Origin of the sequence: Paraburkholderia sp. BR14312, assembly GCF_040948675.1 — a bacterium.
Classification (GTDB): domain Bacteria; phylum Pseudomonadota; class Gammaproteobacteria; order Burkholderiales; family Burkholderiaceae; genus Paraburkholderia; species Paraburkholderia nodosa_A.
Genome location: NZ_JBFPKI010000011.1, coordinates 99,837 through 112,717, shown reverse-complemented (window position 1 = coordinate 112,717; position 12,881 = coordinate 99,837). Strand labels below are relative to the sequence as shown.

11 protein-coding genes and 2 pseudogenes are annotated in these 12,881 nt (G+C 60.3%); 2 read left to right on the top strand and 11 right to left on the bottom strand.

The window, feature by feature from the left end; genetic code table 11:
• Window positions 1-97: 97 nt before the first annotated feature.
• The 11 genes and pseudogenes from AB3X98_RS28515 to AB3X98_RS28465 form a co-directional block, all read right to left on the bottom strand.
• Window positions 98-486, bottom strand: a pseudogene (locus tag AB3X98_RS28515) (IS110 family transposase); the annotation flags it as partial.
• A 181-nt stretch (window positions 487-667) separates the two neighbouring features.
• Window positions 668-739 (bottom strand): annotated as a pseudogene (locus AB3X98_RS28510) (adenylate/guanylate cyclase domain-containing protein); the annotation flags it as partial.
• Between the two features lie 100 nt (window positions 740-839).
• Window positions 840-2,084 carry an alginate lyase family protein gene (locus AB3X98_RS28505; protein ID WP_368610353.1) on the bottom strand — a complete coding sequence of 415 codons (1,245 nt, stop codon included), beginning with the start codon at window positions 2,082-2,084 and terminating at the stop codon, window positions 840-842.
• Between the two features lie 556 nt (window positions 2,085-2,640).
• On the bottom strand, window positions 2,641-2,979 hold the full coding sequence (locus AB3X98_RS28500) for an L-rhamnose mutarotase (protein WP_342947182.1): 339 nt from the start codon (window positions 2,977-2,979) through the stop codon (window positions 2,641-2,643).
• Between the two features lie 207 nt (window positions 2,980-3,186).
• Window positions 3,187-4,713: a UxaA family hydrolase gene (locus AB3X98_RS28495; protein ID WP_368603355.1), complete on the bottom strand. Its 1,527-nt coding sequence runs from the start codon at window positions 4,711-4,713 to the stop codon at window positions 3,187-3,189.
• Window positions 4,710-5,870 (bottom strand): mannitol dehydrogenase family protein, encoded by a 1,161-nt coding sequence (locus AB3X98_RS28490; RefSeq protein ID WP_368603354.1) that lies wholly within the window; start codon window positions 5,868-5,870, stop codon window positions 4,710-4,712. Before AB3X98_RS28490 ends, AB3X98_RS28495 begins: the two co-directional genes overlap by 4 nt.
• 31 nt (window positions 5,871-5,901) lie before the next feature.
• Window positions 5,902-6,912, bottom strand: coding sequence for a zinc-binding alcohol dehydrogenase family protein (locus AB3X98_RS28485; RefSeq protein ID WP_368603353.1), 1,011 nt, complete (start codon window positions 6,910-6,912; stop codon window positions 5,902-5,904).
• A 134-nt stretch (window positions 6,913-7,046) separates the two neighbouring features.
• A complete protein-coding gene (locus tag AB3X98_RS28480; protein ID WP_368603352.1) occupies window positions 7,047-8,063 on the bottom strand; it encodes an aldo/keto reductase in 1,017 nt (338 codons plus the stop codon).
• Window positions 8,064-8,144: 81 nt separating this feature from the next.
• Entirely contained in the window at window positions 8,145-9,092 is a 948-nt protein-coding gene (locus AB3X98_RS28475) for an ABC transporter substrate-binding protein (RefSeq protein ID WP_342947057.1), read from the bottom strand.
• A 53-nt stretch (window positions 9,093-9,145) separates the two neighbouring features.
• A complete protein-coding gene (locus tag AB3X98_RS28470) occupies window positions 9,146-10,177 on the bottom strand; it encodes an ABC transporter permease (RefSeq protein ID WP_368603351.1) in 1,032 nt (343 codons plus the stop codon).
• A complete protein-coding gene (locus AB3X98_RS28465; protein WP_368603350.1) occupies window positions 10,170-11,720 on the bottom strand; it encodes a sugar ABC transporter ATP-binding protein in 1,551 nt (516 codons plus the stop codon). The genes AB3X98_RS28470 and AB3X98_RS28465 overlap by 8 nt, the downstream gene beginning before the upstream one ends.
• A gap of 231 nt (window positions 11,721-11,951) precedes the next feature.
• Here AB3X98_RS28465 and AB3X98_RS28460 point away from each other — a divergent pair, with 231 nt between their 5' ends.
• Together AB3X98_RS28460 and AB3X98_RS28455 are read left to right on the top strand one after the other, a co-directional pair.
• Window positions 11,952-12,677: a FadR/GntR family transcriptional regulator gene (locus AB3X98_RS28460; RefSeq protein ID WP_069261270.1), complete on the top strand. Its 726-nt coding sequence runs from the start codon at window positions 11,952-11,954 to the stop codon at window positions 12,675-12,677.
• Window positions 12,674-12,820: a hypothetical protein gene (locus tag AB3X98_RS28455; protein WP_368603349.1), complete on the top strand. Its 147-nt coding sequence runs from the start codon at window positions 12,674-12,676 to the stop codon at window positions 12,818-12,820. Before AB3X98_RS28460 ends, AB3X98_RS28455 begins: the two co-directional genes overlap by 4 nt.
• Window positions 12,821-12,881: the final 61 nt, after the last annotated feature.

Sequence of the window (12,881 nt, the reverse complement as noted above, 5' to 3'; positions counted from 1 at the left end):
CCACCATGGGTGCCGGATGGACAATGAGTACGTTTGCGAAATCTCGCCGATTATCCCTAGCCGGCATCAGCGACGCAAGACGGCGGATTCAACCGGTCAACCCCACGCCTGGGATTGCCGCGATGCCTTAGCTGCTTGATCGTTCTTCATCCACTCCCGAAGCCGCCGCTCGATCTGACCGATCTGCTTATCGATCGCATCCAGACCTCTCCATTGCTCTCCCAGCGTGTCGATCAACATTGCGGGGAGGCGTCCTGACAACCTTTCCAGAATCGCGACTATTGCCTTGTCGAGCGCTACCCTACCGCATCCCATCACTTCGCCATACTCGCTCAACAGCCCGCGAAGACTGTTGATCTGCATCGTGCGGAATTTCACGAGTTGCTGACGCATACGATGCAGCGCAAGCACGGCCTGCTGGGCTTCGGTTTTTACGGCAACGGCCTTGCAGTCCACCTGGGTGGCCATCCAGATCGCACGCGCGTCGGTATGCGCCATGACAGATCACCTTCGATTGGCCGAGTGAACCAGTATGATCAGCCTGAATCTCAGATCGATAGCTATTTGCTGCCAGCATCAAGCCGATCACGCGAGGCCTACGGCTAGGTGTGGGCGTTCATATCATTCGAATAGGCGAGCCGCTCTCAGATTGTCCCCGACCGTTCGCTTAGCCGGAACGCTTTCGCCTGCCGATGACACCGGCGACCACGGGTCCGCTATTGATGCCAATACGCAATTGGAGGCCCTAGCCATCACCTGGACTAGTCTTTGGGCACACCAAGTGGGACAAACCCGGAAAATTCACGCTAGATCTGAGCCGGGAAACGCAAGCGGATCACTTACTTGAGGGTGTACGTCAACGTGCCATACCCAAGTTGGTCGAAGCCGCCGCTGGTCGAGCCGTAGTCGCCACCGCCGCCTTCCGGACGCACCCGCTGCGCGTGTTCGGCAACGCCCGGCGCCTTGAGTTTCTTCAACACCACGTAGTGGTTGTAGAGCAACTCCCAGATTGGCCGCGTATTGCCTCTCGATGCAGGCGAAATCACGAGCTGTGTCGCGAGACTGTCGGAATACAGGGTGTAAGGCACTTCATGTCCCAGGTTGTATTGGGCAGCGTATTCGGCTCCCTTCAGCAGACGATCGTGGTCGTATCCGAACAGATCGTCTCCCTGATTCCAGGCCATCTGACAGAACGCGCCCGCCAATGCGATGTCGAGCATGGTGTGTCCCTGGTCGCGGCCGCTTTCCTGAACCTGACCGAGCCCGTTCGGATACAACTTCCAGACGAGGTGTTCGATGGAACCGTTGCCTGCGCCGTGCTTGAAATACTCGACCGCTTCGGAATAGATGTCCCGACGGTCGGTGAGCACGCCGATCGCCAGCATCGATGTCATGTTGGCAAGATCCCAGTTCGCCCAGTAGTGATCGACCTTCGTGCCGTTGTGACGGGTCAGGAAGTCCTGGTTCATCGGATAGAACACAGTAATCATCATCGACTGGAAGCGATGAAAATCTGCCGCTTGCCATTGCGGCGACGTGCGCAGGATTTCCGCGGCGTTAGCCAGTTCGTAGCCGTAGATCCCGGAGGCGAGGAACTTGTCCGAACTCCCCTCGATCTTCCTCAGGCTATGCGACCAGGCATTCAGGATGGCGATGGCCTTGCCGGCATAGGCATCGTCGCCCGAGACTTTCCAGCGCAGCGCGAGCGCATAGGCCGCTGCTGCATCGTTGAACAAAGACGAATAATTCTGCGCATGCTCGGGATCCTCGCCGCGATAGATCGCATCCTGGGGACTTGCCTTCCAGTCCAGCGACGCGTGACGATTGGCGATCAAGCGCTGCCAACCTTGCAGCCATGGCTGCTTTCCCTGCGCCACGTTGACTCGCATGCGCTGAAAGTCCTGTTCACTGTGCAGCAGGCCCGGATGTGCGAACGGCTTCGTCTCGATACCAGTCGTTGTTTGCACGGCCACCACAGTGTGCTTCGCGTCTCCGCTAGCGTCGTGGTTAACCGGTTGAGAGACGCAGGCCGCGAGGATGTTCATGGCGCCGATTGATGCGATGAGTATCGATTTTCTGGACATCAGCAGAGGAAGCTCAAGTCTTGAATGAATGGCTACCCCCGCTTTGTTGCGAAGGCTGAACCCGTACTAAATCAACGAGAATTCGAGAAAAGCGTTGACACTGTCGGAACACGAAGCACAAACAAGCGAGGCGTCACGACGTCCGGCCGTCGGGCAATCGATAATCCACGGGGCCGCGTGGCACGGCCTTACTGCGTTTGGATGCGCTCCAAAACGTTTGTGTTTCGCACACTGGACTGAGGTCAGTCGACGCATCGTTCCCAAGGCCTGCGTGAGGTTGGAATTACAGGCAGCATTGACGGTGCAGCCAGAGTCCCTCCTCTCCGATCCACATCTGAATCAGCACAGGTAAGAGAGGTCGGCTGACGCGGTAGCATGGGGAATCGCAAAGAACGCGGCAAGCACATGCGTAACGCTGGATCGGAAAGTCAAGCCTTTGAACATACCGTTCCCCCGTCGTACGCGCCTCACCGTTTGTCCACGGCATGTTCACTGTCCTCGATGAGCCTGATTTATTCCTTCTTATTCCTTCGCCGCGCCACGTTCTCCGGCGATTCTATTGTTGTGCCAGGTCGAATATCCGGCTCATCGCCATCCACTTCTGTCCGGACGGCGTCCACGGTGTGGGCGCCTGAAACTGCCACATCAACGTCTCCCACCGCTGGACCACGGGGTTATTTTGAGCAGCAGTCGCCATCCTGGCAGCGTCATATATTGCGTCGTCTGTTTCCATCACCATGAGCAATCGGGTTCCCAGACGGTAAATCTCCATGTCCAGAACGCCTTGGTCTCGTATGTGCCGGATCACTTCCGGCCAAACCTGGCGGTGAAGTTCTTCATAACGGGTAATAAGCTCAGGATCTTCTTTCAGGTCCAGGGCGAAGCAGTAACGCACGATCACTCCTGTTTTAAGTGCCGCAGTCATTCAGCTGGGATCACGCCTTGCGTGGCTTGCTGCCGCATGGCGTTCCATGCATGCCGTCAAATGAATCGCTAACCTCATCTCTCACAGTCGCATTGCTAAGCGCTGCGCTAGCGCCGAATCGCCGTAAGAGGTGAAGTCCATCTCCGCTCCCCGCATACCATACCCGGGCATCGCCCGTTACATGATCGCTCCCCGCAGCCAGGGAACGAACTCGCGATCACCGATTCCGTTTTCCTCGCTGCGCGTTCGCCTTCCCGATGCGACCTCCAGAATGAACTGGAACAGTTGCATCCCTGCTTCCTCGACGCTCAGACGAGCGTCGACGATGTCGCCGCTGTTGAAGTCCATGTCCGGGCGCATTCGCTCGAACAGATGCGTAGTGGTTGCGATCTTGATGGTGGGAGCCGGCCTGGAACCGAAGACCGAGCCGCGTCCAGTCGTAAAGCAGATCAGGTTGGCCCCTCCCGCTATCTGCCCCGTAGCCGACACCGGGTCGTAGCCCGGCGTGTCCATGAATACGAGGCCGCTTTCAGATACCGGCTCTGCGTAGTCGTAGACCGCGTTCAGTACGGTGCCGCCTGCTTTCGAGACTGCTCCCAGTGACTTTTCAAGAATCGTTGTGATGCCACCTGCCTTGTTGCCGGGCGACGGGTTGTTGTTCATTTCGCCGCCATTTTCTGCCGCGTAGCGTTCCCACCACCGCAATTTCGCGAGCAGACGCGCGGCGACGTCATCCGACGCTGCCCGTGCCGTCAGCAGATGTTCTGCCCCGTAAATCTCCGGCGTCTCCGACAGGATTGCGGTGCCGCCATTGCGTGCGATCAGGTCGACCGCCGCCCCGAGCGCGGGATTGGCGGTGATTCCCGAGTACCCGTCCGAACCGCCGCACTGCAGCCCGATTTTTAGCCGCGCCACAGATACTGTTGTGCGCACGGCCCGATCTGCCACTTCGAGCAGTTCGTGTACGATCGCGGCTCCCCGCGTCACCGCCTCACGGACACCGCCTGCGTCCTGGATGACGAGCGTTCTGATCGACCCGTCATGGCCCGCTCGCAACGATGCCGCGAGATCCTCGACCTGATTGACCTCACAACCCAGTCCGACAAACAGCACGGCCGCGAAATTGGGATTGCGCGCATAACCGGCCAGTGTCCGACGCAATATCGCGATTCCGTCACCGGAGGCCGACATCCCGCATCCGCTCTGGTGCGTAATCGCGACAACACCGTCCACGTTTCTGAAGGCTTCCATGGCTGCCCCCCGGAACGCATCCGCTATCGCATGACAAACACTGGCCGAGCAGTTGACGCTCGCGATAACGCCGATGTAATTGCGCGTTCCTACCTGACCGTCCGGCCGCACGAATCCCTGAAACGTGTCGGAGCGGTCGATCTCTGCAGCCCGAAGCGCCGTTTCGTGGCCCGACTGCCCACTCCCATGACGTTCAGGCATGGCGACGTTATGTACGTGAACGTGTTCGCCCGCAGCGATGTCGCATAGCGCAACGCCAATCGTCTGCTGATACTTTGTCACGGACGCGCCGCGGGCGATGTTCCGTATCGCCACCTTGTGACCGGCTGGCACGGGCGTCAAGACCTGAACCTGCTGCCCATTCGTATCGATCTGCGTGCCTGCATCCAGCGCGCGAAGCGCAACTGCAACGTTGTCTTCACGGTGAAGCACCAGAAACGTCTCCACGTTCATGATGCGTGCCCCCCTTCTATAGCGTCCAGGCGGTTCTGCGCGGCCAGCATGCTTCGCAAGCGCGGCTGTGTAGACGTAAGCGACAACGAATCCGCGAGTTCGATCAACGGCTTTATTCGCCGTCTGACCTTTTCTCCGTGATTGGTCGCAATGTCCGCGATACGATGAGCCAACCAGGGATTGAGCAGCCGGTCGCGCACATTTTCGATGTAGCGCGCCGCGGCACTGTGCAGGCCCAATGCGTCGAACACCGGCAAGACCTCCTCGTGCCAGACTCCCTCGATACCGTCCCGAAGTCGGGGATCGCTCATCGCCACCAGCACCGTTTCATTCGACGGGCGGCGCTCGTTGATCCACCGATCGGCGAGCCAGCTGTGGCCGAGATTGAGAAAGAAGAGCTTCAGACGCTCATGGGTACGCAGGTCGTCTGTCACGACAATCTGCTCGTGCACACATGGCAACTCCATGCCTGTACGCCGCTCGATGGCCCATAGCGCATACGGTTCCGCGATCGCGCCGACCGGGTCGATCGGCTCGGACACGATCCGGTCGACCAGTGAGTTTACCCAGACGCAGCTATGCTGCAGATACCCGATAAAGGTCGCCGGCATTCCCCATCGCCGTGCCACGCCGAGCACGATATCGCGAAGCGTGTTGCCATTGTTCTCGACAAGTTCGCAGGGAAAGATCGACACACCATCATCGGGACGCACCTGCCAACATGCATGCAGGAGAACCATCAGCTTCACCGGAAAGCTGTGCGGCACCTGTTCGTCGCCAACAAGCATGTCCGCCGAATCCCGGTCGTCAAGCCGGTAACCGGCATCGCCCGTGTTCGAGACAATGACCCGCACCTCCTCGATCATGACGCGACGAATGTCTGCCCAGTCAAGATCGGCGACCCACGCCTTCTGGACGGCGTGGCAATCGACGACGCGATCGACCGCCACACTGCCTTCCCTGCCCCGAATGCGGACGGGATAACTGCGTGTATGCGCAAGTGCGGCAACTCGCGCTCGGCTCGACGGATTGCCCGTGGTCTGCACAACGGCGATTGCGCCAATCGCGTCGCCGCGCTCAAGGGCCTGCGATACGAAAAAGGCGACATGGGCCAGCAAAAACCGGCTGGTGCCAAACTGAAGAATGGGTGTGCTCATGCTGCCTGTCCTGATTGTTTCGCCGTGCAATTCAACATTCGACCAACGCCTTGACAACGGTCTGCCCGGGTTCCAGCAATCGCGGAAATGCGTCGGGCACCTCGTCAAGGCGCATCCGGTGCGTATTCAACGCCTGGTCAGGAATGCGGCCCGCACGCATCGCCTCCAGCACGGTTTCGAAGTCGGTGGCGGTAGCGTTTCGGCTTGCAAGCAACGTGGTCTCGCGCTTATGAAATTCCGGGTCGGAGAATGTCACCTGACCCGGCACGATCGAGATGAGGGTGTATTTCCCGCCATGCGCGACGAAGGCGAAGCCGCGGTTCATCGCGTCGATGTTGCCGGTCGCGTCAAAGACCACATCAAAAAACTCGCCATGCGTGAGCGATGCGAGTTGCGCCACGTCGTCCGGGCCCACCGCGACCGTTGCATCGACGCCCAGATGCGACGTGCAGAATTCAAGGCGGTCCGCGCGCGTGTCCAGACAAACGACCGTGGCACCGCGCAGCCTGGCAAAGATCATCGCCGCCATGCCAATCGGGCCAGCCCCAACCACCAGCACCCGTTGACCGGGCGACACATCGGCACGCCGCACGGCATGTGCGCCGATGGCAAGAAATTCGAGCATGGCCGCCTGATCGAGCGACACCCCTTGCGCCTTGTGCACGAACTGCGCGGGCACGCTGAGATACTCGGTCAGTGCGCCATCGCGATGCACACCCAGCACCTGGATGTTGACGCAGCAGTTCGTCTTGCCTTGACGGCATGCGACGCAGTGTCCACACGACAGATAGGGCATGACGTAGACGCCGTCGCCAGCCGCGAACCCCGAGTCAGGTTCCGCCTCGACGACCACTGCGGACAGCTCATGACCCATTACGCGCGGGTATTGGAGGTAGGGTTGACTGCCGGTAAAAATATGCAGATCGGTACCGCAAATCCCGACACGGCTGACCCGCATCAGTACTTCGCCGTCACCCCGCGCGGGCAGATCACGCTCCTCGGCGCGCAGTACCCCGGGTGATTCGCAGATCACGCTAAGCATGTTGATATCCTCACGATCAGGTCAGGTATGGTGGCTCGGTGTGCACCGATAGATCGCATCCAGGTCGCGTGGAGGCCAGTGGCCGGCACGTGCTTCGTTGCACCCGTCGCGCTGGTGTGCGTCGACGCGCGGCGTCATTGACGACTCCCGGGAACCGGCGCATCTGGGACGATCAGCCCTTCCTGGCCAAGCGCGCCCCAGAAGTCCGCCGGCACGGGTTGTTCGAGCCACGTGATGTTCTGCTGCAACTGCGAAACACTGCGCGCACCGATCACGCAGGAAACGACAGCGTCATGCGCGAATGGAAACTGCAGCGCCGCCGCAGGAAGTGGAACATTGAAGCGCTCACATAGAGCGGAAAGGCGACGCACCTTCCCGACGACTTCGGCTGGCGCATCCGAATAGTTGAACTTGCCGTTGCCAGCGAGTACGCCGGAATTGAATACCCCGCCCACGACGACGCCTGTGCCTACGCGGGTGCAGCGATCGAGCAGCGGCTCCAGCGCGCCTTGTTCGAGCAGGGTGTACCGGCCGGCCAGCAGAATGACGTCGAGCGGCGCTTCGTTCAAAGCATCAACGGCGACTTCCCACTCGTTGACGCCAAGGCCGACTGCGCGGACTTCGCCGCCTGCGCGTAGCTCCTCGAGCGCGCGAAACCCACCGCCGGCCGTAAGTTGGCTCCAGTAGTGCGTATGTCGATCGCCGTGAGTCAGACTGCCGATGTCATGGACATACAGGATATCGATTTGCGCGAGGCCGAGGCGTTGCTGGCTATCTTCGTACGAGCGCATGATGCCCTCGTAGCTGTAGTCAAACACGGGGCGAAACGGCAGCGGTTCGGCCCACCCATCGTCACCGGGCTCGACACCGCCATCGGGGCGCATCAAACGGCCCACTTTCGTGCTCAACGTGAAAGCGTTGCGCTGACGCGCAGCCAGTGCCTGCCCGACGCGCCGCTCGGAGAGTGTATAGCCGTAATACGGCGCGGTATCGAAGTAGCGCAGGCCTGCGGACCAGGCGGCGTCGACCAATGCGTAGGCATCGGTGGCCGACATGGCACGGTAGAGCCCGCCAAGCTGGGAGCAGCCAAGGCCAAGTCTGGTCAGTTCGAGGCCGCTGCGCGGTAAGGCGCGTTTTTCGGAAGCGTTCATAAACCGGGGAGGCAGGTGTCAGGGAATACCGTGAAGGCTCCCTGCGACGGGCCAAATGGCTTCGTCGCAGATCGGCCACCATCAGTAGAGGACGTTCTTCGCTTCCTGAGAGTCGAGATTCGGTTTGTCGACCATGACGACACCGGTATCGACCAGCTTCGCGACAGGCTTGTGTTCGATGACGCCGACCACCGTCTGGATTCCCTTGCTCCCCATCTGCCACGACCCCTGAACGGCAATCGCCTGGATGGTGCCGTCGCGAACGAAGCCTTGCAGATCCTCATTGCCATCGAAACCGACCGCCACCAGCTTGCCAGCCTTGCCTGCCTGCTTGAGCGCGCGTCCCATGCCGACCGCGGTCGGTTCGTTCGCGCCGAAGATGCCCTTCAGATCCGGATTCGCGGACAGCACATCGGTCGTCTGGTTCAGCGCTGTCGCCATCTGCGACTGCGAGTAGTAAGGTCCGACAATCTGCAGCTTCGAATGGGCCGCGATGTATCTACGGAAGCCGCCTACCCGGCCAACTTCCGATCCGGCGCCGGGCACGTACGACATGACTGCAATTTTGCCCGTCTGTCCTACGCGAGCGATCAATGCCTGGGCACATAGTTCGCCCGCCTTCTCGTTGTCGGTCGAGAGGAACGATTGGTAATACGGTTTGCCTGAGTCCGAGATTGCCGAGTCGATCAGCACCACCGGGATATGTGCTTCCCAGGCTTTCTTGATGGCAGGCACGAGAGCGTCAGGATCGGAAGGCGCCAGCACGATACCTGCCACGTGCCGGTTGACCGCGTTCTCGACCATGTTTACCTCGTCGGCGATGTCCGACTCGGCGGCCGGCCCCTGGAAGGTCATCGTATAGCCCTTCGTTTCGGCAAGCGCCGCGTTCGCACCCTTCTGCACGTTCTGCCAGTAGTTCGAGTTGACCGTCTTGACGATCACGGCGATCTCGCCGCCTGCAGCATATGCGCCGGTACTGAACGCTGCACACAACATCGCCGATACCGTCAGCAGGGAAAGCTTTCGCATGTCTCGCTCCTCTCTTGTGGTTGAACTTCGTATGGTGGTTGAACTACGTGTGATTACCGCTTGCGATTTCGCAACTGGTCGATCCAGACAGTGCCGAGAATGACGACGCCGATGATGATCTGCTGGATGAAACTCGATACGCCGTTCATGTTGAGTCCGTTGCGCAGGACACCGATGACGAACGACCCGATTGCCGTTCCCGAGATCGTCCCCACACCGCCCATCAGCGAAGTGCCGCCGATGACCGAACTGGCAATCGCGTCGAGCTCATACATGACACCCTCGTTGGGTTGCCCGGTGACGAGTCGGGACATCAACACACAGCCTGTCACCCCAGCCATGGCGCCGGAGAGGACGTACGTGAAAAGCGTCACGCCTTGAACGTTCACGCCGGAAAGCCGCGCTGCTTCCGCGTTCGAGCCCACCGCGTATATGTGGCGGCCAAGCGAGGTCTTTGACAGCAACACCGAGACTGCGACGAACAGGACGATCATGATGACGACTGGATAAGGGATACCCGGAAACGTTGTGTCCGGAAATCCGTCTGCGCCAATATGGGAGACGCGAAACAGCGCCCCGTTTCCGAGTGCTCCAAACGCGTCGCCCAGATCTGAAACCGGGCGCGCGCCGGTGATCTGCAGCGCCAGACCCCGCGCGACGAGCATCATGCCCAGTGTCGCAATGAACGGCGGCAACCCCATACGTGTCACGCAGATTCCGTTGACGGTCCCGCACAGCGCGCCGACCAGTACCCCGCACAGCATCGCAACCGGCACCGGCGCGCCAGCCTTCGTCAGTAGTGCTGCGGAAACTCCCGCGAGCGCAAGAACGGAGCCGACCGAGAGGTCGATGCCGCCGGTGATGATGACACACGTAGCCGCAACGCCGAGGTAGGCGATGGACGTCACCTGCAGGCAGACGGTCATCAGATTGCCGACCGAGAAGAATGCCGAACTCGTTACAGAAAATGCCGCCAGGAGCGCGATCAGGCTGCCCAATGCAGCAAACTTCTGGATAAGGTCGCGGCGCCGTTGCTGGGCGGTCTGCCTCGCGGCCTGGGTCGAGTCTGATGTCATTTCAAGCATGGGTGCGCCCCGAAGCGTAGTGCATGATTTCCTCCTGACTGGTATGTGCGGTATTGAGAACCGCAGTCATGCAGCCCTCATGGAAGACGGCAATCCGATCCGTCATGCCGAGCAGTTCGGGCAACTCGGAACTGATCAGCACGACCCCGACGCCCTCTGCGGCAAGCCGGTCCATCAACCCGTAAATGGCGAACTTCGCGCCAACGTCGATACCGCGTGTCGGCTCGTCGAAAAAGAGGATCTTTGAGCCACGATAGAGCCACTTGCCGATCACGACCTTTTGCTGGTTGCCGCCGGAAAGATTGCGCACGATCTGATTGACCGATGGTGTCCGGATCGCCAGTTCCTTGACGTATCGTTCGGCGACCCGGTGCTCCTCCCGAAAGCGCAGGAAGCCCGTGCGTGACGCAATGGCGCGCACATTTGCCAGCGTGATGTTCGCGGCAACCGGCATCATCAGGGCGAGGCCCTCCCTCTTCCGGTCTTCGGACAGATAGGCGAGCCCGTGCCGGATGGCCTCTCTCGGTGAGCGGATGCTCACCGGCTGACCATGAAGCGTGATCGTTCCACTATCCAGCCTGTCAGCGCCGAAGATTGCGCGCGCAACCTCGGTGCGACCAGCGCCCATGAGGCCGGCAAATCCGAGAATCTCGCCTCTGCGCAGCTCGAAAGAGACAGGGCCGAACACACCGTTGCGGTGCAGATCCTTCACGCCCAGCAGCACCTCTTCGGTAGGAGAGGATTGTCTGGCCGGATACGCGTCCTCGAGCGAGCGACCGACCATGCGCGCAACGATATCGTTGACGCTCAGCGCAGCGAAGTCATCGGTCGAGATGTGGCGGCCATCGCGCAGAACCGTGACGCGATCGACAATGTGCGCCATCTCGTCGAGCCGATGCGAGATGTAGAGAATCGCCACGCCTTCGGCGCGCAGTTCCTTGATGATCCGGAAAAGCTGGACTGTTTCCGATTCCGTGAGGGACGACGTGGGCTCGTCCATGATCAGTACCTGAGCGTTGAGCGAAAGCGCCTTCGCGATTTCGACCATCTGCTGCTGCGCGATCGAGAGCGTCCCGACCAGCGTCGTGGGCGCCACATCCAGCCCGATGCGTGCAAGACAACGCGTTGCATCCGCGTTGAGCCTGCGCGTGTCGACGAAGGGCCCGCGTTTAGGCTCCCGCGCCAGATAGAGGTTTTCCGCCACGCTCAGATGCGGCACCAGGTTCAGTTCCTGATGGATGATCGCGATGCCTGCGGTCTGCGCTTCGGAAGTCGAGAGGAACTGCACGGCCTCGCCGCGATAGCGGATCAGACCGACGTCCGGTCGGTATTGCCCGCTGATGATCTTCATCAACGTGGACTTGCCCGCCCCGTTTTCGCCGCAAATGGCGTGGACCTCTCCACAGCGCAGATCGAGGTTGATGCCATCGAGCGCGATCACACCCGGGAAGCGCTTTCCGATCCCTTCGAGGCGAAGGATCTCGTCATTCGGTGGCTTATGGAGTTCTGCATCCAGGCTGGGCAGCCCGTTGGGCGCGCTCATCTCGTCTCCTTTGACACGGCCGACCTGGCTTCGCGCTGGTCAGTCCAATTGAGACGGATTAGACGGCAAACTCAGTTATTGGTCAAGCCAATATGATTTTTATTAACTGGCCTTACCCATCAGGAAAACCCTGGGACGGGCGCAAACGCTTGTCCCACGGTACTTCAGCCGAAATGCTAGACTCTATGAGCCGTTCAACTTGTCGGCAGCTGGCAGGCACCGAACCTCATCGTGAAATCAACCGAACCTAAGCGGCTTTACCAATCCATTGCTACCCAGATCCTCACATTGATTCGTCAGGGTGAATTCCCGGCGGGCGAGCGCCTGCCGCCGGAGCGGGAACTCGCCATCAAGCTAGGCGTCTCGCGGCCCTCCCTACGTGAGGCGCTTATTGCGCTGGAGATCGGTGGCAAGGTCGAGATCCGTGTCGGATCCGGCGTCTACGTGCGTGAGACAGGTATCGATGATGAGAGCGCGGTGGGATCGCTCGGCGATAGCCCGTCCGAGTTGATGCAGGCGCGCGCTGCGATCGAAGGCAGCGTATCGGTGCTCGCCGCTGCGCGCATGACCGCCGCCACGCTCGATCGCCTGCGCCGCTCAATCGAGCGGATGCGCAGACTTGCAGCAGCGGGCAAATCCCCCGTTGAAGCGGACCGGCAATTCCACATGCTGATCGCGGAGGCGGCTGGTAACTCCGTACTGAGTCGTTTCGTCGGCGAACTCTTCGATAGCCGCCACGATCCGATCGCGGCCGCCATGCGCGGTCATACGGAAAGTCCTCAAACCTGGACCGAGGCAGTATGCGAGCACGAAGAAATCCTGAGGGCCCTGCAGGCCAGCGATCCCATCGCGGCGCAGACAGCGATGCGTGCTCATCTCAAGGCTTCCGGGGAGCGATGGATCAGCGGTGCGCTGAAAAAAGATTCCGGTACAGGGCAAGCAAGTGAAAATGCATGACGGGGCTCGGTACCCGCCAATTCGCTCGACTGCTCGACTTCACGCTGAAGATCGTCTGCATTAAGGGGAACCTGCGCAATGCCGTCGGCACCTACGGTCTCGCCGTGACGCATGGCGCTGTCGAATATCGCGGAGGTCAATGACTCGTACGATCTGACGGGCAAATGTCGGTTCGTCAACCTCTGCCCAACCACCATCGAACGT